Origin of the sequence: Streptomyces gilvosporeus (assembly GCF_002082195.1) — a bacterium.
Classification (GTDB): Bacteria; Actinomycetota; Actinomycetes; order Streptomycetales; family Streptomycetaceae; genus Streptomyces; species Streptomyces gilvosporeus.
In genome coordinates, this window is record NZ_CP020569.1 from 7,024,613 (window position 1) to 7,046,530 (window position 21,918).

Annotated in this window: 23 protein-coding genes and 2 pseudogenes; 16 read left to right on the forward strand and 9 right to left on the reverse strand. The window is 66.0% G+C overall.

The window, feature by feature from the left end; translation table 11 throughout:
• Window positions 1-427: 427 nt before the first annotated feature.
• Both B1H19_RS31085 and B1H19_RS31090 read right to left on the reverse strand, forming a co-directional pair.
• A pseudogene (locus B1H19_RS31085) lies at window positions 428-598 on the reverse strand (IS701 family transposase); the annotation flags it as partial.
• A 101-nt stretch (window positions 599-699) separates the two neighbouring features.
• The gene (locus tag B1H19_RS31090; RefSeq protein ID WP_418361485.1) at window positions 700-1,023 is read right to left on the reverse strand and encodes a hypothetical protein; all 324 of its coding nucleotides are present in this window, start codon (window positions 1,021-1,023) and stop codon (window positions 700-702) included.
• A gap of 47 nt (window positions 1,024-1,070) precedes the next feature.
• Between B1H19_RS31090 and B1H19_RS31095 the strand changes: the two genes are divergently transcribed.
• A complete protein-coding gene (locus tag B1H19_RS31095) occupies window positions 1,071-1,616 on the forward strand; it encodes a hypothetical protein (protein WP_083108020.1) in 546 nt (181 codons plus the stop codon).
• Here B1H19_RS31095 and B1H19_RS31100 read toward each other — a convergent pair.
• Together B1H19_RS31100 and B1H19_RS40890 are read right to left on the reverse strand one after the other, a co-directional pair.
• Entirely contained in the window at window positions 1,564-2,358 is a 795-nt protein-coding gene (locus tag B1H19_RS31100; RefSeq protein ID WP_237289604.1) for an IS5 family transposase, read from the reverse strand. The genes B1H19_RS31095 and B1H19_RS31100 overlap by 53 nt on opposite strands.
• Window positions 2,359-2,806: 448 nt before the next feature.
• A pseudogene (locus B1H19_RS40890) lies at window positions 2,807-3,016 on the reverse strand (IS701 family transposase); the annotation flags it as partial.
• A 158-nt stretch (window positions 3,017-3,174) separates the two neighbouring features.
• Between B1H19_RS40890 and B1H19_RS31105 the strand changes: the two are divergent.
• Both B1H19_RS31105 and B1H19_RS31110 read left to right on the forward strand, forming a co-directional pair.
• Entirely contained in the window at window positions 3,175-3,681 is a 507-nt protein-coding gene (locus tag B1H19_RS31105) for a ribonuclease FAU-1 family protein (protein WP_107426197.1), read from the forward strand.
• A 59-nt stretch (window positions 3,682-3,740) separates the two neighbouring features.
• Window positions 3,741-4,049 carry an MmcQ/YjbR family DNA-binding protein gene (locus B1H19_RS31110; protein ID WP_418361528.1) on the forward strand — a complete coding sequence of 103 codons (309 nt, stop codon included), beginning with the start codon at window positions 3,741-3,743 and terminating at the stop codon, window positions 4,047-4,049.
• Window positions 4,050-4,062: 13 nt separating this feature from the next.
• Here the strand turns inward: B1H19_RS31110 and B1H19_RS31115 are convergent, their stop codons facing one another.
• Window positions 4,063-4,458 (reverse strand): hypothetical protein, encoded by a 396-nt coding sequence (locus B1H19_RS31115; RefSeq protein WP_203237268.1) that lies wholly within the window; start codon window positions 4,456-4,458, stop codon window positions 4,063-4,065.
• A gap of 155 nt (window positions 4,459-4,613) precedes the next feature.
• Window positions 4,614-4,988, reverse strand: coding sequence for a hypothetical protein (locus B1H19_RS38925; protein WP_159028167.1), 375 nt, complete (start codon window positions 4,986-4,988; stop codon window positions 4,614-4,616).
• Between the two features lie 195 nt (window positions 4,989-5,183).
• Here B1H19_RS38925 and B1H19_RS31125 point away from each other — a divergent pair, with 195 nt between their 5' ends.
• The gene (locus tag B1H19_RS31125) at window positions 5,184-5,735 is read left to right on the forward strand and encodes a class I SAM-dependent methyltransferase (protein WP_237289606.1); all 552 of its coding nucleotides are present in this window, start codon (window positions 5,184-5,186) and stop codon (window positions 5,733-5,735) included.
• A 326-nt stretch (window positions 5,736-6,061) separates the two neighbouring features.
• Here the strand turns inward: B1H19_RS31125 and B1H19_RS31130 are convergent, their stop codons facing one another.
• Window positions 6,062-6,583, reverse strand: coding sequence for a hypothetical protein (locus B1H19_RS31130; RefSeq protein ID WP_107426199.1), 522 nt, complete (start codon window positions 6,581-6,583; stop codon window positions 6,062-6,064).
• 481 nt (window positions 6,584-7,064) lie between these two features.
• On the opposite strand from B1H19_RS31130, the gene B1H19_RS31135 reads away from it, so the two are divergent.
• Window positions 7,065-7,571, forward strand: a complete 507-nt coding sequence (locus B1H19_RS31135) for a hypothetical protein (RefSeq protein WP_083108023.1) — start codon at window positions 7,065-7,067, stop codon at window positions 7,569-7,571.
• Between the two features lie 813 nt (window positions 7,572-8,384).
• The gene (locus tag B1H19_RS31140; RefSeq protein ID WP_083108024.1) at window positions 8,385-8,666 is read left to right on the forward strand and encodes a hypothetical protein; all 282 of its coding nucleotides are present in this window, start codon (window positions 8,385-8,387) and stop codon (window positions 8,664-8,666) included.
• 421 nt (window positions 8,667-9,087) lie between these two features.
• On the opposite strand, the gene B1H19_RS38930 is transcribed toward B1H19_RS31140, so the two are convergent.
• Window positions 9,088-11,373 carry a tetratricopeptide repeat protein gene (locus tag B1H19_RS38930; protein ID WP_159028168.1) on the reverse strand — a complete coding sequence of 762 codons (2,286 nt, stop codon included), beginning with the start codon at window positions 11,371-11,373 and terminating at the stop codon, window positions 9,088-9,090.
• 382 nt (window positions 11,374-11,755) lie between these two features.
• Here B1H19_RS38930 and ribA point away from each other — a divergent pair, with 382 nt between their 5' ends.
• The 6 genes from ribA to B1H19_RS31175 all read left to right on the forward strand — a co-directional run bounded on the left by ribA (window position 11,756) and on the right by B1H19_RS31175 (window position 18,492).
• Entirely contained in the window at window positions 11,756-12,871 is a 1,116-nt protein-coding gene (ribA, locus tag B1H19_RS31150) for a GTP cyclohydrolase II (protein ID WP_159028169.1), read from the forward strand.
• Window positions 12,858-13,643, forward strand: a complete 786-nt coding sequence (locus B1H19_RS31155; RefSeq protein WP_083108027.1) for an HAD family hydrolase — start codon at window positions 12,858-12,860, stop codon at window positions 13,641-13,643. Before ribA ends, B1H19_RS31155 begins: the two co-directional genes overlap by 14 nt.
• On the forward strand, window positions 13,640-14,467 hold the full coding sequence (locus B1H19_RS31160) for an acyl-CoA thioesterase domain-containing protein (RefSeq protein ID WP_083108028.1): 828 nt from the start codon (window positions 13,640-13,642) through the stop codon (window positions 14,465-14,467). Before B1H19_RS31155 ends, B1H19_RS31160 begins: the two co-directional genes overlap by 4 nt.
• Window positions 14,460-16,274, forward strand: coding sequence for a non-ribosomal peptide synthetase (locus tag B1H19_RS31165; protein ID WP_159028170.1), 1,815 nt, complete (start codon window positions 14,460-14,462; stop codon window positions 16,272-16,274). Before B1H19_RS31160 ends, B1H19_RS31165 begins: the two co-directional genes overlap by 8 nt.
• 95 nt (window positions 16,275-16,369) lie before the next feature.
• Window positions 16,370-17,527 (forward strand): acyl-CoA dehydrogenase family protein, encoded by a 1,158-nt coding sequence (locus B1H19_RS31170; RefSeq protein ID WP_083108030.1) that lies wholly within the window; start codon window positions 16,370-16,372, stop codon window positions 17,525-17,527.
• A 284-nt stretch (window positions 17,528-17,811) separates the two neighbouring features.
• Window positions 17,812-18,492, forward strand: coding sequence for a restriction endonuclease (locus B1H19_RS31175; RefSeq protein ID WP_083108031.1), 681 nt, complete (start codon window positions 17,812-17,814; stop codon window positions 18,490-18,492).
• A gap of 624 nt (window positions 18,493-19,116) precedes the next feature.
• On the opposite strand, the gene B1H19_RS31185 is transcribed toward B1H19_RS31175, so the two are convergent.
• Entirely contained in the window at window positions 19,117-19,545 is a 429-nt protein-coding gene (locus tag B1H19_RS31185) for a hypothetical protein (protein ID WP_237289608.1), read from the reverse strand.
• Window positions 19,546-20,250: 705 nt separating this feature from the next.
• On the opposite strand from B1H19_RS31185, the gene B1H19_RS31190 reads away from it, so the two are divergent.
• The 4 genes from B1H19_RS31190 (at window position 20,251) to B1H19_RS38935 (ending at window position 21,655) form a co-directional block, all read left to right on the forward strand.
• Entirely contained in the window at window positions 20,251-20,436 is a 186-nt protein-coding gene (locus B1H19_RS31190) for a hypothetical protein (protein ID WP_083108032.1), read from the forward strand.
• Between the two features lie 5 nt (window positions 20,437-20,441).
• Complete coding sequence (locus B1H19_RS31195) at window positions 20,442-20,798, forward strand: ArsR/SmtB family transcription factor (RefSeq protein WP_083109984.1); 357 nt, start codon at window positions 20,442-20,444, stop codon at window positions 20,796-20,798.
• 86 nt (window positions 20,799-20,884) lie between these two features.
• A complete protein-coding gene (locus B1H19_RS31200; RefSeq protein WP_237289610.1) occupies window positions 20,885-21,283 on the forward strand; it encodes an ATP-binding protein in 399 nt (132 codons plus the stop codon).
• A gap of 24 nt (window positions 21,284-21,307) precedes the next feature.
• A complete protein-coding gene (locus B1H19_RS38935; RefSeq protein WP_159028171.1) occupies window positions 21,308-21,655 on the forward strand; it encodes a DUF6126 family protein in 348 nt (115 codons plus the stop codon).
• Window positions 21,656-21,918: the final 263 nt, after the last annotated feature.

Consider the following 21,918-nt stretch of genomic DNA (forward strand, 5'->3'; position numbering starts at 1 on the left):
GCGGGGCTCTACGTCGAACCACCGGTGGCAGCCCCGTGTCCAGCTGCCGAACGCAAGGAACGCGCCCGCATCCGAAGCGAGAAAGGCATCCGCTGGGGAGGACGCCCTCTCAAATCTGCAGCCTGACCCGCCCGGCGCGCCTGTGCGGCAGCACTGGGGCCTACCTGGCGAATCACGGCCCGAGCCGGAGCTGGACCGCGACGATGGTGACAGCGCCATGGATGACAGGACGTAAGCCCTAGTACTGCAACGGTGTTTGTGCTGATGGGTGGGCAGTTCTATGGACTGTGGCCGCGTCGTGTGTAGTGGCAAATGCGGGCCTGGTGTTGGCGTCTGCGGCGCCAGTATGACCAGTGCAGGACGTGGTCGACGGGTGTGGGTTGGCGGTCGGTGAGGCGGGTGAGCAAGCGTCTGATCTCGGCGAGGCTCAGGTGGATGAGGTTGGAGGATCCGTTTCTGCTTTCCCGGCATCGAGCACACGGGCCCGCAGGACTGTGAGGCAGGCGTGTGCGGCCATGGCCAGGGTGATGTGGCGATACCAGCCTGGGTAGCGGCGGACTTGGTAGTCGTCCAGGCCGCACTCCTGCTTCGCCGTCTGGTCGGGTAGGACCGCCGCATTGCTGCGGCGGTCCCCCCTCAGAACCGTGCGAGCTCGTTGTCCGAGCACACGGCTCAAGCAAGCCCTGATGGCTCGCCGGCTCATGCAGATGCTGGCTTGTGCTTGCGACGTCGTTCGGCCCAGTAGTCGGTAAGGGCTGGGTCGTCGATGGACGCGCTGCCCTTGACCAACTGGTGCCGAACGATCTTCGTCCAGGAGAACTTGGCGAGGTAGCGGCCGCTGTCGCGGTCGCCGAAGACCCACCTGTCCCGCCTGGCCTTGTTGAACATGCCGAAGTAGCGGGCGGTGACCCAGTGCTTCGGCTTGTTCGGGTGTGTGTGGGTTGCCCACTTGTAGACGAGCTTCCACACATAGAAGCAGTCTCTCAACCGAACGTGATCGTTTAATTCCTGCTGGTCAGGCATGGTCTCGTGTGTGGTGAGGCAGGGATGCGGCGTCTTGTGTTGGCTTGATGGTCGAGGGGTGCGAGGTGGCGTCGGTGCTGGGAATGCTGGAGGAGCGGGAGGCGGCTGCTCGGGTGCGGGTGGAGGGGCTGCGGGAGGAAGTCGCCCGGCTGGCTGAGGTGTTGGAGGCTGCGGAGATCGAGCTGGACCGGCGGGTGATCGCGCGGGAGGAGCTGGTCGAGGCCCTGGCTGTCTCGGCGGCTGAATCCACTGCCGTGACCGAGGTCGGGGCGGAGCAGGAAACCGTTCCCTCGCCTGTGGCGGGCTCGACGGTGGCGCCCTGGAGGGAGGGGTTGCCGGTGACGGTGCTGGCACCGGATTACCAGGGGATCCTTGGTGTGCTGGAGGAGGGGCGGTCAGCGGGCAGGGGGCCACTGAAGGCCAGGGAGATCGCGGTGGAGTTGGGCCTGGAGACGGTGCCGGCGAAGGTCGAGGGGGTGCGCTCGAAGGCCAGGCGCCTGGCGGAGCGCGGGTGGCTCGTGCAGGAGTCGTCGGGGATGTTCAGCGCCGGTCGGCGGCCCGTGGCTGTGCCAGGCGCCGGCTCATCCGCGTGATCATCGACCACCGGATCACCGCTTCGCTGGTAGCGGGCAGGGTTTCGTAATCCCTGGCCAGGCGACGGGAGTTCATCAGCCAGGCGAACGTGCGCTCTGCCACCCAGCGTCTGGGCAGCACCACGAATCCCTTCGTGTCGTCGGTCCGCTTGACGATCTCCAAGGTGAGGGCGAGTCTGTTCCGGCACCGGTCGACCAGGTCGCCGGTGTAGCCGCCGTCGGCCCAGACGAGGGTGATGTCGCGGTGCAGGCGACGCAGCCGCGCCAGCAGGCCCGCGGCGGCGTCCCGGTCACCGATGTTCGCGGCGGTGACCGCGACGACCAGGAGCAGACCGAGCGTGTCGGTCACGATGTGCCGCTTGCGGCCCGGCACCTTCTTCCCGCCGTCGTAGCCGCGTGAGGCGGTCGGCACCGTCGCGGCGGCCCGCACCGACTGCGCGTCGATGATCCCCGCTGTGGGCTCGGCCTCCCGGCCCTCGCGCTCGCGCACCCGACCGCGCAGCCGGTCGTGGAACTCGGCGATCAGTCCGTGCTCGCGCCAGCGGCGGAAGAAGGCGTAGACCCGCCCCCAGTCGGGGAAGTCCGCGGGCATCGCCCGCCAGGCGATCCCGCCCGCGACCAGATACCGGATCGAGTCCAGCATCTGACGGTGGCAGTAGCCCTCGGGCTGCCCGCCCCTGCCCTGGAGCCAGGCCGGCACCGGCAGCAACGGACGGATGGCCGCCCACTCCGCGTCTGTCATGTCCGACGGATACCGGCGCACCCGATCGGGATGATCGGCCGCGTTGCCGTACACGTGCGCGAGGCAATCACACGATGGTGCAGCCGAGTTGAACTGGACGGGCGCGGACGCGTACAACAACGACACTAGGGCCTCCCGGCATTGCTCGGTTCGATTCGCATCCCCGAGCTACCGAGAGGCCCTGTCTTCATGCACGCACAACGGGAAGATCACCCGGCGGGAAACTCGTTCGACCTGCACGTTCCGTGATCGGTTGAGATACGGCTTCTAATACTCCAGCCGGACTTTGGTGTTTTGCCTGGTCAACGGCTTGGGTCTGGGGAGTGTAGCGGGGTGGTGCCGGAGACGGGACGCGTTCTTCCGGCTCGTCCCGCGAACGTGTGACCGCGCCGCGTGTAGTGACAACGCTGGGCTCGGGCCTGGTGTCGGCGACGCCGTCGTGACCAGTTCACCGTGTGCTCTGTCCGTGCAGGAGAACGTCGGTGTGCAACTGCCAGCAGACGGCGGATCTCGGCTGGGGCGAGGTCCACGAGGTCGGGCGCGTCGCCTCGAGCTCCCCCTTTTCCCGCTCCTGGGCGGCAGTGGCGGCCAGGAAAGCATGGGCGAGCATGGCCAGGGTGATGTGCCGGTACCAGCCGATGTAGCGGCGGACCTCGTACGAAACCGACTTCGGATGCCTATCCTCGGTCGCTCTTAAGTTGTCATCACTCGAATGAGTTATCGGCCGGGCTGCCGGAAAGCGGTGGACCTGGCGCCCCTCGCCAGGAGACGCTGCCGCCGGGATCTGACGGCGAACAGCGCGGAGTTGAGAGCATCATGGCAATCCTGGCGGTGGGCAGTGACGTGACGGTCACTTTGTCGAAGAGGGGGCGGACCAAGGTGCGCTACCCCGCGGCCGTCGTCCACGACGACGGCACCCACCTCGTCGTCCGCGCCCCGTGGGCGGGCGCGGCGGACCGGGACTTCGGCTTCGTCCGCTTCGAGCACGGCGACGTCTTCACCGAGCACTACTGGCGCGACCGCTGGTACGCGGTCAAGGAAGTCCGCTCCGCCGGCGGCACTCTGAAGGGCTGGTACTGCGACATCACCCGCCCCGCGGCCCTCGACTGCCGCACGCTGGTCGTCGAGGACCTCGACCTCGACCTCTGGGTCTCGGCGGACGGCGGCACGGTGCTGCGCCTGGACGAGGACGAGTTCGAGGAGAGCGGCCTGCGAGCATGCGACCCGGAGGCGGCGGACCGGGCATGCGAGGCACTGGACGGCCTGGAGGCACTGGCCCGCAAGGAAGGGCTCGCCGGGCTGCTCGCCTGCGGCGCGCGCTGACCGAACGCCTGTCTAAGGTGTGGTGCGTGATCAATTCCCATGACGTCCGGCGCATCGCGATGGCTCTCCCGGAGACGGTGGAGAAGGAGGCGTGGAGCATGCCCACGTTCCGAGTCGCCGGGAAGATGTACATCACGGTCCCCGACGACGAGACGTCCATCGCCGTCCGCTGCCCCAGGCACGAGCGCACCGAGCTGATCGCCGCGGAGCCGGAGAAGTTCTGGGTCCCGCCGCACGAGGCGGGTTCCTCGTGGGTGCGGGTGCGGCTCGCCGCGCTGGAGGATCTCGGCGAGCTGCGCGACATCATCGTGGATTCCTGGCGGCAGGCGGCACCGGAGCGGCTGCTCGATGCGGACGCGGGTGCCTGACGGCAGGCGGAGGTCAGGCCCGCAGCAGGGCCGTCAGAGGGAGGGCCGCCGCGTCCGCCGGGGGCCGCGACAGGTGCAGGGACGTGTGGAAACAGCCCTCGGTCTCCTTCCCACACGGGTCCTCCCCGGTCGCCGCCACCGCATCCACGGCGTACCGCTGCTCCCGCTCGTCGGTGAAGCGGCGCTGCTGGAAGGTGGCGGTGGTCTTTTCGGTGACCAGCCCGCGCGTGGCCAGGGCCGCCGCGATGTGGTCGTACGAGCCGGTCCGCAGTACGAACGCGGCCACCCACGCCGGGGCGTCGGCGGCGGCCAGGAGCGGCCGGAACGTGCGGGGCGAAAGGAAGCTCGCGGGCGACGGGCGGCGGTGTGACGGCCTCCGTCCGGCGCCCGGCTCCTCTGCGCCATCCACGCCTTGCGGTATCCACTTGCGTGGCGGACCTGTCGGCCTGAACGATCTACCGCAGCGAGGAAATGAACAGCGTGGCCATCGCCTCCAACGAGTCGTTCGGCAAAGCGCACATGTCCCGGCGAACACGTGCCAGGTGCCGCCGAAACATCACGGGTTCAGGCGGAGGGCGAGACGGCTGTCGTCACTGCGTCGGGGATCAACGCGATCAGCTGTTGAGACCAGCAGTCCGATTGCTGGGTTGCGACCTCGGCTCCGCAGGCATCGCAGACGAAGTTGGGGCCATCCAAGCCGTCGAGTCCGCAGCATCCGTTGAGGCGCCCACGGTCAGGGTGTCTGGCCACCCCCGAGACGTCGTCGGGGTTGAGGACGAACACGCTGGTGTGAGGGCTGACCGCATACGACCCGGGCGGCATCAGCGATGGCAGGAATCTGTGTCCCGGGGCTTCCTCCGTCACCGGCGGCGGCATCGGCACTTCCCGGAGGTCGGGGCTGATTCGGTACTGACAGGCACTGCAGGAGAAGACGGTCATGGCCGCAATCTTGCGGGAGGCTGTGGGGCTGTCTCTCGTCATTTCCGGCCCGGCTCCGTGGCAGGGTGTCGCCCCTCGTCGACGTGGTCAGCAAGGTAGATCATCGTGGCTTGCGGGTCCATCCCGAAAGCGGCGAGGTCAGCCGCCGGAACAGCTCATGAGCCTTCGAGGTCCGCGTCCAACTACTGTGGTGCCATGGCGTTGCTGTCTCACCTCCACCGTTTCAATCAGAGGCATCCGTGGAGTCACAACGATCACTACGGCCCCTGGGCCGCCGACTGTGTGGCCGCGTCGGGGGCCCGCAACGTCCTCGACGTCGGATGCGGCACGGGGAATCTCGCCGCACTGCTCCGCCGCCGCGCCGCCACCGTCACCGGGCTCGAACCCGACCCGGCGACCGCCCGCGCTGCTGCGGAACGCTTCGCCGACAACCCTGCGGTCACCATCGTCCAAGCCAACTTCGCAGACCGTGACCGGCAGCGACGCTGGGACGCCATCACTCTCGTCGCTGTCTTGCACCACCTCCCTCTGGTGGCCACTTTGCGGGAACTGCGGGGCTGTCTTACCTCGGGCGGGCGCCTCGTGGTCGTCGGCTGCTACCGGGAGGACGGACCGGCCGACCTGCTCGCCACCCTGCCGGCCGCACTCGCGAACCCGGTCATGGGACTGGCCAAGCACCCGGCCCGCGCCGCTGTGCTGCCCTTGCACATGACAGCACCCACCACCGACCAGCAGGAGAGACCCTGAGCGACATCCGGGCTGCGGCCGCCCAAGAGCTGCCCGGCGCCCGGATACGCCGTCGCCTGTTCTGGCGGTACACCCTGGTCTACGACGCCCCTGCCTGACCACCGCAGGCCCCTCGAAGCGTTGCCTCTCCGTCAACGGTCCGGGCGAAGCTGGAGCAGCGCGCAACTGTTCCGCCGCCTTCCGCAACGGCGCGTAGCCGATATCCCGATGCCGGGGCTTTCCGTCCGGGCAGCGGGCTGCTTCAACGCGAGAGACGCAGTCGGCGCTGGCGGTGGCGGAAGGACCAGCCACCAGCGCCGGACACAGGTCCACCCTGCGGATGCCTGTCAGCCGATTCCGACCTTCGACAGCGCGGTGGTCCAGTTATTTGCGATGGCGCTGCGTGCGGCGTTGAGCTTGACGGTGCCGTTGCATACCGCGATCTTCAGCTTGTTCTCCACGGAGTCCTTGCTGGCGGCCGACTGGTTGCCGTAACGGGGCTCGGGCCACAGGTTTTTAGGGTCGCGGGGTGCGCCGCCCAGTTCGAGGGGGACGAGGTGGTCTTCCTCGTAATCCGCGGTGTTCGTGTCGGAGTAGCCGTACTCGCCTATCTGCTTGATCTTGAGGGGGGTGGTGTAGGAGACGGGCGGGCGGACGGTTTTGGTCCAGCCGGGTACGCAGATTGTGGATTTGATGGTGGACTGGGTGACGTCGGGGTTGTAGGCGCCGGGCTGGCAGGTGGCGTCGGGCAGCGGCAGGTGGGACTGCGAGCAGGTGGCTGCGTGGGCGCTGCTGGTGGCGAGGATGAGCCCGGCGGCGGTGAGTGCGATGGCGGTGGTCGCGGAGGCGAGTCGGTGTGTCGATCGCATGGGGGCTCCCGTGGGGGGATGGGCCCGGCAGGGTCCCGGGCACTTGACGCCATGGCAGCAGCCTCATGGTCTATGCGGGTAGAGCTCGGTGATGAACAACAGGTGTCCATGCCGATTTCTGACCGCCTACTGGTCTCTTCTTGGCCAACTTCTGGCCAGTACAGGGTGTTTGAGCGCTGCGCGACTGACTTCGGCAGGGTTCCTGCATTGCCGCCAGGCTCCGGACAGCGCCGGGCAGTCGCCTTGATCACGGTTGGCTGGTAGCGCCGGCGCGCTGGTCGCCGTGCAGGATCCGGATGGCGGTGACTCGGGGGAGCGGGTAGTCATACCGGCCCCGATACAATCATGTAGGTGTCCCTGCTTGGCCAGCTGAAGGCAGCAGGCTGCTCCGGCACCAGCTCCACGAGGCCGATTGCTGGGGCAAGAAGCCAGTTGTCGCGGCGATAGGAGGCTGCGGTTCGGTCCGCCGACAGGAGGCCTGGTGACTCATGATGAGGCGCTCAAGGAGCTGAGCCGTCTCGCGCACGAGCGAGCGTTCGGTGGATACTTCGGGTCGGACACGCTCATTCAGGCCGGTCTGGACGCACTGCTTGCCGGGGTCGAGAGCGAGTCCCTTGCGATGCTGGCCGGCCTCGGGCGCAACGAAGAGCTCGAGGCGCCGGACCTCTTCGACCGGGTGCTGTACGAGCTGGGGCTCGAGGTCAACGTTCCTGCCGACGCCCGGGCCGCGAGGTGGGCCCTGGTCTACTGGCTTGCTGGTCAGATGGTGGACGGTTCCCTTGACCCTGCGGTCGGCGCCTTCCGGATCTGGCGTGATGTCGCCTGGGACCTCGATTATCCCGACGCGCTGCAGCCGCTCGTCGTGTGCGCCTACAACCTGGACGACTGGGGCGAAGACTGGGGCGTACCCGTCGAAAAGCTCAAGAGCGAAGCGATCGAGGCAGCCGCACATTTCCTGAATCGGCAATCATCGGCTGGGCACGGCTGACTCCCGGCGCACGTTCCTCAGCTGACGCGCCCCGACGCGACAGGTGGGTCCATGGAGTTGACGCCACCTCACCTCGTCTGACCTGCGATCTCTATTTCACGCGCAGTCAGGCCGCCGCTCTGGCCTGTCCGCTACTGATGGCGTCGGCGACCGTGTGGGCTGGTTCGCCCATCGCCGGCTCCGCGCTCGTCGTGTGCGGACGTTCCCCCAGCCCTCGTAGGCGATGTGGTGCATCTTGCGGCGTCCGCGGTGGGTGGCGGGGGCGGACGCGCTTACGGCTGCTGGGGGCGGTGCCGGAGCCCTTGGTGGAGACGGGTGGCGCGGCAAATGGGAAACCCTCCGTGTTCGGTGAGCCACGTTGCGTGTGGCGCGCGGAACGATGCTGACCGCTTGCTGACCTCGCAGTGCGAATTCCGTCCTGTCTTGCAGTGATTTCATGGCGCCAGTGAGATCACCGATTTGCCAAGTGCGTGGAACTCTGGTCGAGTTGATACTCTTCATGCGGAGAGCGAAGAGCGTTGCGGATTTCGCTAATTTCTAATTAGGGAATTCGCGAGGACATGGACTACACCTGCATGCCCCTGGGGGAAGTGGCTCTACGATGCCCCTGGTGGGGCGGCAAACATGCAGGTCAGGGCTGCTATTTGCGTCGCTCCCGGCATGTGCGCGTTCGGCAGGGTGGAACCAGGTCTGGCAGGGCTGATGCTGACCCATTGCTGACTATTCTGATGCACAATCAGGAAGTAGTGATGGGCGACGCAAGGGCTGGCGCCCTGGAGGCCGGGGCGGCATCGGGCGTGTGGTCCGCCAGGCTTGGCTACCAGGCGCAATCAGACCGCCACGATCATCCTCGCCAAGGGCGGCACCGTTCGCGACATCACGATCGGCGACTGCCTCGAACTTCGCGAGATCGAAGCAGAGGCCGGGATGCGTGGGGGCGGGCGGTCGCTGTTCTACCTCTGGCTCAAGGAACTGGACTTCTTCCGTCCGACGCGCCAGCAACCCTGCGAGACTTCAGGCGACGGGCGGGCCAGGTCAGCATCGAGAGGCTGGTGGACCGCTACCAGCTGCAGTGTTGACCGCTCCGCGATCTGATCATGGACTACCTCACCGAGCGCAGTCGGCCCTGGACTACACGTCGCAGGAGGGGCTGTCCCGAACCTCGCCCAGCTGTTCTGGGCGGACCTCGAGTGCCACCACCCGGGAATCGACTTCCTCCGCCTCCCGAAGCATGTCGCAACCGCATGGAAGGAACGCGTCCGCACCAGCACACGCCGCAAGAGGCAGCCGGACGGCAGCTATATCGAGATCACCACCGAGCGACACAGCGCGATGTGACCAGGATTCATAGCTGGCACAGGGTAGCGTTCGCGACCCGCACTGATGCCAAGTGGCTTCGGCGGCTGGAGTCACGGAATCCGAGAAACTGTTGGCACCTTAGTACAGCGCAGGTCACGAAGGCGTGTCGCCGCTAGCGATCTCCGTCACAAAGTCCCCAACTTAACGATAGAAAGCCTCAGCATTCGGCATCACTGGGGGTATCGACGGACAACTCCAGCAGCAACTCCCGGGCCTTATTCTCCACCGAGTCAAAATTCCGGTCGGACGCGAGTACAGCTTCCACATCGACCCTGGCAGCAGCGGGCTCCCCCTCTTCAACGAGCCACTCCGCCCGTTTCAGCCTGGCTGACATCTTTTGCTCCTTGACGATGTCAGAGGAATCCAGGATCGACTCTATGTCCCTATAGGCCCCTTCATAATCTCCGGACTTCCGCAGCGCAAGCGCTCGACGGATGTGCGCGATGAAGCGCCGATTGTAGGTCGTCTCTGCTAGTTCGAGGATGGCCGTACGATCCCGAACTGCGGAGCCCACATCCCCGTCGCCATCGAAAACATCGGCACGATTGTTGAATGCGCATGCGCGGGACTCATCATCTGCGAACGAGCTCTCGATGACCGCGGTGAAGTCTGCTCCGGCAGCTTCGCGGGCGCCGAGGCGCAACCACGAGATTCCGCGGTTGTTCAGGAGGCCCGCGTGCACCTGCCAGTTCGCTTCACAGAGATCCAGCGCCTTCGAGTAGAGATCATTGGCCCTGCGGGCATCACCTTCGTTGAGGACCAGGTTGGCTCGTCGGAAATGGGCATTCACGATCAGCTCGCCCATCGTCCCGTCGGAGATGGATTCCTGCACAGACTGCAGCCGAGAGAAGATCCAATCCAGGACAGGGTGGTCGCTGCGCTGAAGCAGCGGGATGCTGTCCACGGCCATCTCCGCACACGTTGCTGGCGCCCCGGCCCAATCACCAGCGTCGAGCAAGTCCACAACTCTCGCGTGCTCTTTGTGGTCACCGACCGCGCGTTCCACGAACGCCCGATACGCTTCCTGGTCCTTCTGCCAGGCCAGCTTGAGCAAGGCCATCGCGGCAAGGCGCTCGGTGCCGGCCGTGTCTACCCGATCGAGAACGTACAACTCGCCCAGCATGTCGGGCCGAACTCCATCAAGGAGATCATCGAGCGGCACCGGGGGGACATCGCTGTACACGTTGGGCAGCAATCCCGTGGGCGGTTCAAACGTCTGAACGAGGTGAGCGTAGGACTCGACCGAGAGGCCGCCGAGTGCAGTTGCCAGAGTCTGCGCGTTCCGCATGTGTCGCACGCTCTTCGGGGAAACTGCGGCGGCTTGCACCGCTTGCCCGTCCATGCGGGCTATCAGGCGTCGCAGCGCCGCGTCACGGTCAGCGCTGACACCGTTTCCGTCCAGCCAGTCCAACGCCGCGACGAGCGCGAAAAGCGGTCGCCCGTCGGGGTCGATCTTCTCGGAATGGTCTGCGATGTCCTCAACGCTCGTGGAAGACAGCACGACGCCAGCCCGATCCGCAACGGCCTTCGCCAGCTTGCGAATCTCTGGCCGCGGCAAGCCACCGAGCTCGCGCGGAAGACCGTATGCGCACGCCTGAATCTGAAAATACTCCTCCATACGATGTGTTCGTTGCACCAGGTCCCACCAGGGTCCTTGGGCTCGACGCTCCAAGATCAGGACGCGCACTGGTGCGCTTAAAACGCGCTGACTCAATCGGAAGAGCGCATCCGAAAGCCACTCACCTCGCTGAGCGGCATAGTCCACGACAACGAGGGTTGGGCGGGTCGGTTGGAGTTCCGCCAAGGCGCGCTGATTGTCTTCACGCAGAAACCCCGCATGCCATACCCCGGCTTTCGCACGGCAGAGCTCGATCGCCAAGCGGCTCTTCCCAGTACCGGCGGAACCAGTCCAAAGCCACCACGAAAACGATGTATCTGCCTCAAGAAACGCCCCCAGCTCTCTGATCTCTCTCTCACGGCCGACGCGAGCAACGGCCGTACTGGCGAAGGCGAGTAGGGATTCGGGAGAATCAAGCTTTGGCAGCGCAAGCGCGAGAGGTTCATCAACGGGGTGGGCTCCCGATTGAAGCATCAGAAGGGCCCGCTGTTCGGCTTCGTCCTTCCACTGGCGCAAGGTTTGCACGGTATAGCGCGTAACGTCGCTATCGATGAGCTTGCCACAGTTCTGGCACATCCAGAGGCCGTTGGCTTCGGCAGAGCGCTCGGTGGGGGTGAGAGCGGGATCGTAACGTGGTCCACCAGGGCTCGCTGCAGTTATGTGTGCGGCAACGCCGAGATTGACAGCACCACCTTCCCCAAGTTTGGGTCCAGCCGTCACAGCCGAGCAATCAGGGTTGCTGCAGCGGAAAGCAACCCTGGCAGCAAGGGTCTCCTTTACCCGCCTGCTGAAGTCATCCCTCAAGGTCTTGGGCTTCTCCGTCATGTGCCCCCCAGGCCCAGTTACCGACACTTGCCATCACGGCTCAGTCCTGACCTGATCCTAGGATCGCTCTTGGCTACCGGCGTGCACGGCGGCCGCTGACATCTGTGCGCACGAGCTCGCCCGGACCGTATGCGCCCTGCTCGGGCGTCACCTGGAGGCGTTCGTCGACGCCACCGGGGATGAGTTCTCGCCATACCTCTCCCAGGGTCGGTAGGCAGTAAAGAGATCGCAAACCGTTGGCGCCGAAGGTGGTCAGCCGTCAAGGATGATCAATGCTCGTACGTGCGTTCGCAGGAATCGTCGCGTCTCACGCCGCGAAACTGCGAGTGCCAGGTGCCGGGTGTCCGAACGTCCGACTGCAAGACGGGGAGGGATGTCCGCTGTGGCAATACCGACAGTAATCAACGACTTTTCTGGCGAGTGGGCGTTTCTGAGTAACTACTACCCGGTGGTGGTGGAGTTCGAGGGCGTCTTCTATCCAAGCGTCGAGCACGCCTACCAGGCGGCAAAGTCCACGGACCCGGAGATCCGTGACCGGATCCGCTCCACTCTCGATCCGGACCGCGCGAAAGAACTGGGCCGCGCACACCTCGACCGTCCCGATTGGGACGACGCCAAGGTGCCGGTGATGCGTCAGGTCGTGGCGGCGAAGTTCAGCGGACCTTACTTCAGTGAGAAGTTGCTGGAGTCCGGTGAGGCGCGACTGGTTGAGGGGAACGCCTGGGGGGACACCTTCTGGGGGGAGTGCGAGGGCGTTGGCGAGAACGTCATGGGCCAGATCTTGATGGATCTGCGTGACGAACTGCGCGAGGGACGGGCAGGGTTCGGAGACAGTCCTTGTTCTGGCGCCGATTCGGTCTCCGATCAGTGCGGCTGCAAGGGGCTATCCCGGGTGGTTGACACGAAGCTGCGCATGCAGACCGGTGAGATGCTCGCAATCGGATACGTCGATCCCACCGGGGAAGAGCACGTGGCCCTGGTTGCCGGTGGCGTCTCCGGTAAGGAGGAGGTGCTGGTCCGGGTGCATTCGGAGTGCTTCACCGGGGATGTGCTGGACTCCTTGCGCTGCGACTGTGGCGAACAACTCCGGATGTCCATGGCGGAAATCAACCGGGCGGGCGCGGGCGTGGTCATCTACCTTCGTGGCCATGAGGGACGCGGCATTGGCCTGATGGCGAAGCTGCGGGCGTACCGGATCCAGGATGCCCAGCGATTAGACACGGTGGACGCGAACCTGGCGCTGGGCCTGCCTGTGGACGCACGGGACTACTCCGTGGCTGCCGCGATACTGGACGATCTCGGCGTACGGTCGATCCGGCTGCTGACTAACAACCCCGCGAAGACGACTGGGCTTTCGGACCTGGGCGTGAAAATCGCGGGCCGGGTGCCACTCCTGGTCCAACCCGGGGCGACGAACCGGCAGTACCTCGTCTCCAAGCGTGACCGGATGGGGCACGAACTGCCTGACTTCTGGGAGACGCCAGATGTCATGGCGTAACCCGACGGACGTCGCCACGCCCCGGGCGCACCAGACCCAGGAGACACCCCACACGTACAGGCACGTGATCTTCGATTTCGACGGTGTGCTGTGTGACAACGCCGCACTCGCCGTCGAGGCGTACCACCTGCTGCGCGACCGGGAGTTCCACGAGCTGCCGTCGCTCACCCGCCGTGCGGACCTCGGCGATGTCTGTGCCGGGCCGTCACGTGAATGGCTCCATGACCAGCTTGAACCGGCCCGCGCGGCACGATTCTGGACCAAGCACGAACAGAACCTCGGCGTCTTCGCACGCCGCATGCGGTTGTTCGAAGGGATCAGCGACGCGCTCCTGGCGCTGCCCCCAGGGCGGGCCGCCGTGGTCACCGGAGGACGGGCCGAGCGGATACGGGAGGTGCTACACCGCGAGATGGGCGCGGTCCCGCTCTGCCTCGCCGCCATCGTCGGCGGTGAGACACCGGGCACGAAAACGGACAAGATCCGAGAGATCTGCGCGGACTGGGGACACGGCGGCGAGGACACCGCCTTCGTCGGTGACACCGAGAGCGACATGCTCTCGGCCCATGCCGTGCCAGTGGATGCGGTAGCCGTCGGTTACGGCTACCAGATCCGCGAACAGGTCATGCGGAGCCAACCGAACGTCTACCTGGGGACACCGGCGGAACTGGCCCGGTTCCTTAGCGACCGCGTGCGCGCCTGCCCGGACGCTTCACCAGGTTTGCTCACCGGGGGGCTGCAAGGATCGCCCCTCTCGCCGGAGAAGGCCACGTGAATCCCGACATCGACACACTGATCGAGACGGTCTCCGCGCATCAGGAAGCCGAAAGCTTCGAGCTGGAGATCGGGACTCCCTGGTACTGCTCCAGCAAATGGGTCTTCAGTGGCATGGTCACTGCGATCGCTGCCGCCACCGCCTCCACACGACACGGAGGGGCGATGCTGGAAAGCTGCGACACGGTGTTCCTCCGCCCCACCCGCGCGGGTATCCTCACCGTGCTCACCCGCTCGCTGCGAAGCGGACGCCAGGGCCCCGTATATGAGGTGACCGTCGCACAGGACGGCAGGACGAACGCCGTTTCCACCGTACGCGTGGCCAACGGTGAGTCCCCAAAGGCCACCATCGCCTCGCCCAAGGGCTGGCACCGTACGGAGCCCGCCGCTTGCCGCGACATCTCCTTCGTGGCCGAATGCGTGCCGATTCTCGGCTTGTTCGAAGAGCGCGCGGAGGACTATCCGGAGACCTGGGACACCCCCTGTCCAGGAGTCACCTCCGTGGAGAGTTGGGCACGCGTGCGGGAACTGCGCAGTGAGTCGACCGTACTGGAATCCCAGCTCTGCGACATGCTCCTCCTCGACTGCCACGTCTTCCAACCCCTGCATTTCGAGCCGCGGACCGAGGAGACCATTTCAGAGGACTTCCACATGGAGTGGCTGGCGCACGCCGAGCCGGACGAGTGGACCCATGTACACACTGAATCGGCCCTCGGCAGCAACGCCGCCGCCATCGTGCACGGGGAACTGCGGACGAGCGAAGGGGCGTTGCGGGCCATCGGCTCATGCCGCGGCCGGGTTCTGTTCAGGGAAGGCGATGAGTGAATCCATGGAAGCGACAGACCGCTTGAACGGGCACAGCGAGAATGCCGCCTCACCGCCCGTCGCCGCGCTGGTGCCGGACCGCGTCGCACGCTGGGCCGCCGAGCGGCCCTGGCAGCCCGCCGTCGTCAGCGACAGCGAGACTGTCACCTACGGGGAGTTGATCGAGCGTGCGACAAGCCTCGCCGGCCGGATGCGCAAGGCTGGGGTGGGCCGAGACATACCCGTGGCGCTGTGGTTGGAGCGGTCGGTCGACCTCGTGAGCGCCTCACTGGCTGCCATGGTCGCCGGCGGCGCGTACCTCATACTCGACACGGACCAACCACATGCCCGACTGTCTGCATTGCTGGAGGACAGTAGAGCGCCTGTGCTTGTCACCTCGCGGGACGTGCCGGAAGGCCTCGCTCGCCACGATGTGGCCGTGATCGACGTCCGCAATGCCTCGGCCCACTCGTCGGCGTGCGCGAAGAATCCGTTGCCGGAACTGTCAGACCTTTGCTACGTGAACTACACCTCCGGCTCCAGCGGCGGCCCCAAGGGCGTGGCCATCCAGCACGACGGACTGGCCAACCTGGTCACCTGGTACGAGAGCACCTACCGAGTGGCACCCGGCGACCACATGACACAGCTCGCCCGGCCATCGTTCGACGCCTACGCATTGGAAGTCTGGCCGTGCCTAGCCAGCGGCGCGACTCTGCACCTCGGTGACGCGACACTGAACGGCTCGCCGATCGCGCTCCAGAAGTGGCTCGCCGACCACCGGATCACTATCTGCTTCCTACCCACACCGCTGGCGGAGGAACTGCTCGAACTTTCCTGGCCCGCAGGCACCACGTTGCGTGCCCTGCTGACCGGGGGCGACCGGCTGCACCGCCACCCACAAGGCAACCTCCCATTCCACCTCTACAACAACTACGGCCCCACCGAGGTCACCGTGGTCGGCACGTGGTGCGAAGTAGAGCCTGAGCTGGCCAGCGGAGATGCCGCTCCGCCGATCGGGCGCCCGCTGCCCCACATGTGGGCGCACATTCTCGACGCCGAACGACAGCCGGTACCTCAGGGCGAGGCGGGTGAGCTGTACATCGGAGGAGTTGGCGTGGCACGCGGCTACCTCGGCCGTCCCGACCTCACTGCCGACCAGTTCTTCGACGACCCATCCCAGCCTGGTGAGCGCATGTACCGTACGGGCGACCTCGTTCGTGAGCGCCCCGACGGGCAGATGGATTTTCTCGGCCGAGCCGACGAACAGATCGCCCTGCACGGATTCCGCATCGAGCCGGGCGAGGTGGAGGCAGCACTACGCCGGCACCCCGGCGTGCGGGACGCCGTGGTCGTCCTCGCCGATGGCGGCGCCAGTCCGGAGCTCGTGGGCTACGTCGTATCTGATGGGAGCGGTGAAGCCGCCGACCTGGAGGACGTCGCCGACTTCGTCACCCAGAGCCTGCCGCACTACATGGTGCCCGCGACGCTCCGGTCCATCGAAATGCTGCCGTTGACGCCACGCGGCAAGGTCGACCGGAGGGAACTGGAACGCCGTCAGGCCTCGCCAGCCCCATCCGGTATCGGCACTCGCACTGAACAGGAAGCGGATGCGCCGCGGACAACCACGGAGAAGCTTCTCGCCCGCCTGTGGAGTGAAGTCCTAGGAGTCGACACCGTCCGCCGTCAGGACAGCTTCTTCGACCTTGGAGGCGACTCATTGCTCGCCACCCGCCTAGCGCGCAAGGCCGCTGGGCACGGGCTGCATCTGGGCGCGGCCGATGTCTTCGACCACGAGCAACTGCACGAACTGGCCCGCAGCCTGGAGTGAGAACCTCCCAGTCACGCACCGACGGCACATCCAGGCCAGCTAGCCCGACCACCGTGTCGTTGGGCACCCTCGTGCCCAACGCAGAGAGGTGCCGCATGCGGCGTTCCTTGTTCGCGCCGGAACACGAGGCGTTCCGGCAGACCGTCCGCGACTTCGTCGACGAGGAGATCGTCCCGTACCACGCAGATTGGGAGGCCGCCGGACACGTCGACCGGTCGGTGTGGCGCGCCGCGGGGCGGCGAGGGCTGTTGGGCATGGACATCCCCGAGGAGTACGGCGGAGGGGGACTGGCCGACCACCGATATCACGTAGTCGTCGCCGAGGAACTAGCACGCCGAGGAGCACACGGTCCCTCCTTCTCCTTGCACAGCGAGATCATCGGCCCGTACCTGCGCGACCTCACCACTGAGGACCAGCGCGCCAGATGGCTGCCTGGCTTCTGCCTAGGGACGCTGCTCACCTGCATTGCGATTACCGAGCCAGAGGCGGGCAGCGACCTCCAAGCGATCCGCACCCGGGCTATCCGCGACGGCGGGGACTACGTACTCAACGGTCAGAAAACCTTCATCACCAACGGGATGCTCGCCGACCTCATCCTTGTCATAGCACGCACAGGAGACGGACCACGCGGCGCGAGCATCTTCGCCGTCGAAGGTGACACCATCGGCTTGTCCCGACGCCCCCTCGCAAACAAGACAGGCAGGCAAGCCCAGGACACAGCCGAACTGTCCTTCACCGATGCTCGAGTACCCGCAGTGAATCTACTCGGTGGTGAAGGACGCGCGTTTGCCCACCTGTTGCGCAACCTCCCCACGGAACGCCTCTCGATCGCCGTGGCCGCCACGGCCACCGCCCAACAGGCCGTCGATGACACTCTGCGCCTCCTGAGCGAGCAAGGCCAGTACGGCAACGAGGACGCGAATGCCTACGCTGGGACGCTGCACGACAGCCAGGGCATGCGGTTCCAGCTCGCCGAACTGGCGACGGCGGTCACCGCCGCTCGGGCCTTTACGGACCAGTGCGTGCACGCCCACATGGCCGGGAGTCTGGAGAGCACGGATGCCGCCATGGTGAAGTGGTGGGCGACAGAAACCTGCCAGCGTGTAACCGACCGGTGCCTACAACTCCAGGCGGGACGCGGCGACGTTGCTGGTGCGCCGACGGCCCGCGCATGGCTCGATGCCCACGCCCAGACGATCTACGGGGGAACTACCGAGGTCATGAAGGAGCTCATCAGCCAGGCACTGCTCTGAAGGACCTCGACGTCTACCGCATCGGCGCCTGAGCGGAAGTTAGTCCAAGGCGAGGCAGCAGAAGGTATTGCAGATCTCGACCAACGGCTGGCGCTCGCGGGTGTAGGGGGACGGCCGCCCTCACCACCTTCGCAGACACAGCCATGACGGCAGGCACAAGATCCCCTTTTCGCCGGGCATCCGAGTGCTGTCAGAGGTGCTTGTTAGCGTCGGCTGCCGAGCGGCATCTCGAAGGTGAAACTGAGAGCTACCTTCGCCGGACAGGGATCAACTAGGAGGGAAAGATGACCACTGGGAGCGGTAAGAATTACGAGCGTCAAGTGATGCGGCATTTAACCGAGCGAGACAAAGGGGTGGTCTTCGAGCTGGACATCAAGATTCCGGATACTACGGGCAGCTACGCGCGGCAGGTCGATATTTGGCTACCGCGAACACGCGAGATTGTCGAGTGCAAGCATCACTCGCGCCGTGTAGGTGTGGGAGTGATCGATGCTCTGGTTGGCGCCATGGACGACACCGGTGCTGCGGGTGGTCAAGTGTTTGGCCACAAGGGTTTCACCAGGACAGCGCTAGCACGGGCAAGTAAAGCCGGGATCGAGTGCACTGAATTGCCCTACGAGGAACGATTCGAAATCTACCCCGAGCCGAACGGCGATGGCTACTACCTGGGTGACTACATCGATCTGTGCATGGCGTCAACACGAGAGTGCGACAGCTTCGGCCGTATTAATTACGGAGACGGGCAAGGCAATGAGACGCCTGTATGTGTAGGCCACAGTGTCGACTGGGGTAATATTCAGATGCATGGCTTCATTGCTTATGTAATTCTGTCCCACTGTCTAGCGAGACCGCCCGCCGACTGGGCGATATCTACCTTCGTGGAGGAATATGGAAAACGCTTCGAATCTGGGTATGAGTGGCATATCGAAGAAAGTGAAGTAAGCGGCTTCGCCGTGGCGGCATGACGCCTGCTCTGCGGCCCAGGTTTCAAGATTTCCCGCGTTGGCTGACGTCGGCAGCGTAGGCGGTCCAGAACCCGGCTGATCTCGTTGTGACTGGACGGCTACTTTGATGTCGACCCTGAGCATCCGGGCGAGGATCGCGGCGGGAACTTCGGTCGCGAGACCGAACAGCGCGGTGCATCGGTCCCGTTTGAGCTGGATCCCGACTTGGTGGAGGCGCTTGCCGATCTGGCTGTCGGTGAGGGGAAGTCCCGGGTGCGAGGGTGCCGAAAAATCATCCGGCCAGTTCAAATCGACATGGTGCTGCGCTTTCGCCGGACCACTCGTCTTAGGCCGGGGGCTACTTGCCCTCCGCGGACGCGTGAAGAGATGACTCGTCTCCAGCTCTCGGTGACCGTCCAAGCATCTCAGACAAGGTCGGCGGCGGATTTACAGCGCCCTTCCGCGGATTGATCGGCGTCCCGGTCGGCCTCGGAGTAAGTGGGCGGCCTCGACGGTGCGCCGGATGCGCGATGGCGGCAACCGGCAAGCCGTACACATTGGCCTGTGTCTGCCCCAGCCGGTCCGCCCAGGCAGGGCCGGGGTTACGACTTCAATGCGGCCACTTCTCGGGTGTGCTGCTGGTGATCACATCGCACACCGCGGGCTTTCCGGGGCCTGGAGACTTGCCCTCGGCGACCACCTGCACGCCGTCGAGCAGGACGCGATCCCTTCTCCGGCGGGGGTCACCTCCATGCGGGCCTCCGCGCCGGTGTTGATGACGACCTGTTTGTTCCACGGAAGCTTGGTGGAGCCGAGCTGTTTGTCGCGGTGCTCCGGTTTGAACTGGTTGGGGTTGTACCGGTAGCGCACGGCGGTGGCCCGGGGCTCCCCGCTCGCGGATGTGCCCTCGTAGGTGAGGGACCAGGCGCTCCCGCCCATCTGCTTCTTGATCCACGAGGTGTTGTGTCTCGTCCACAGCACTCCGCCGACCACCAGGGCCACCACGAGGGCGCCGAGCAGGCCGAGAACGAGGTCGCCCCGGGAGAAGCGGGGTGATCGGTTCTGGGATGTCATCGGGTCTCGGTTCTCCGTGCTCTGCCTGCGCTTTCCGGCTGCCCGGGTCTGGGCTCTCCGGTCGTTCCCCACGACTGTACGAACGGCTCCTGGGACCCGACGTCGCCCAACGGCGAAACCAGTGCTGACCAGGCAAGACGCGAGGTGAATCTTAAGAAGGCTTGACAGTGACCCGTCGGGAGCGGCCCTCGGCCGGCTGTGGGTCTTGCCGGCTGCGATCGGCCTGGTTGGCGCTAACCGATGCCTGGTCTCAGTTCTGGTCTCATTCAGCTTCGGTCAGGACCGTCCATCGCCCGCCCAGTGCCTCGCTCCACCGCAGGCCAGGCTGCCCCCGTCCACACCTGGATTCCAGACGAACATCTGGGTGGCGCGTTGGCTTGGCGTGGGGATGGGTCCTGCCGCGCGTCGGTTCTGGTCTGGGCTAGCGTCGGCGTTGTGCTGGTGGCGTGCTGGTCTGTCTTGTTCGCTTTGCTCTCTCTGCACGTCAGTCTCCGGGGTGCTGAGCGGGGCCGGCGGCAGGGGCGGGCGGGGCGCGGTGGGTCGCGTCGACGGCCCGCCCTTGAGGGTTGGGTGGCCATGCCTGCGGCAGAGGCCCGGCCGGGCCGGGGTGTTGTAGTCCCTGGGTTCGCCGGGATCTAGACTTGCAGAGTTCTTCAATTCGCTAGTTATCGTGATGGTTAATGGTTCGTGCTGTGGAGGTCTGGGGTGGGCGGTTACGCCGAGGCGGTTCGGGAGCGGGTGCGGGTGGCGCGAGCCGCGGTGGTGGCGGCGCGTGAGGCCGGGGACGGCTATGACGTGGCCGTCGCGGAGGACGAGCTGGAGGATGCGCTGCGGGTGGCCCGGAACGTTGGAGTCGATCCGGATGCGGCACCAGGCGGGGGCCAGGCGTGATCGGCATGCAGGTTCCGCTGTATCAGGCGAAGGCGGAGTTCTTCCGGATGCTGGGGCATCCGGTGCGTATCCGTGTGCTGGAGCTGCTGCAGGGCGGGCCGTTGCCGGTGCGGGACCTGCTGGCGGCGATCGAGATCGAGCCGTCCAATCTCTCGCAGCAGCTGGCGGTGCTGCGCCGGGCGGGAATCGTGACGGCGACGCGGGGCGGTTCGACCGTGGTGTACGAGCTGGCGGGCGGGGACGTGGCGGAGCTGCTGGGGGCGGCGCGACGGATCCTGGAGGAGTTGCTGGCTGGCCAGCAGGACCTGCTGGCCCAGCTGCGCGAGTCCGGCGCGGGTACGCGGGAGGGCCGGGCGTCATGAGGTGGGCGGGTCGCTTCCTGCCGAGGCGGCGGCAGATACCGCCCGCTGCGGCTTGCGAGCACACGTTGCCGCAGGTGCGGCGGCATGTGTTCACCGTTCCTGTCCAGCCCGGTGCGGTGCGCGTCGCCCGGCGCGAGGCGGCCGCGAAGCTTGCCGAGTTCGGGATCGCTCCGAAGTCGTTGCTTTCGGACGTGGCGCTGCTGGTGGTCAGCGAGCTGGTGGTCAATGTGCTGCGCCATGCCGCGGACCGGTCGCCCACGGCTGATGTCGGGGTGACGGTCGGTGCTGGGCAGCTGGTGATCGGCGTGGCTGACCGTGACCCGCGGATCCCGGATGTGGAGGGCGATGCGCTGGGTACTGGGCTGCGGATCATTGCGGAGCTGACCGCGCGGTACGACGGCACGCTCACTGTCGAGCCCGACTTGGCCAGCCCCGGCAAGGACGTGATTGCCCGCTTTGTCATTCCCGATGCCGCCGCGGGTTGAGCCATGACAGAAGAGCCCTATCTCATGAGCTTTGAGATCACGTTCCTGCATGGTGACGGTGATCCGCCTGCCCATATGGCGAACCTCGACGAGATCAACGTACTTGTGGAGTGGGCCGGCCGGACGGGGGTTCCCGTGCGCATCCGCCCCTCGCCGTTCACGACACCGACGCCCTACGACAGGAGGCCAGCTGTGGCTGACGACACCACTGACAAAACCGCCACCGCCGCGCTGCAATACGGCAGCGGCATGAGCGAGGCGAAGAAGGAGAAGGGCGCGTCCGTGCGGGTGTTCATCTACATCGCCGGCAGCCACCTCCTGCTGGGTTTCCTGGCGCTCCTCTTCTATCTCGGCAGTCACGCCGGCAAGTAGCACGGCCCGGCAGAACCGGTCGCACGGGAGAGGGAGGAGGAGAACGGTGATCGCTGTCATGGGTCACGCGGATCTCACCCCGCAGACGCTGAAGCTGCTGGAGGCCGAGCTGAGCGACAGGCTTACGCGCCTGGCCCAGCCAGGTTCGGTGGTCCTCGTTCGGCCGGGGGCTTCCCGTCGTAACCGGACGGCCGCGCGCAGAGCCGGGGTGCCGGTATACACGTGGTTCACCGACGCCTTGCGCGTCCGTACCGGGCAGTAGC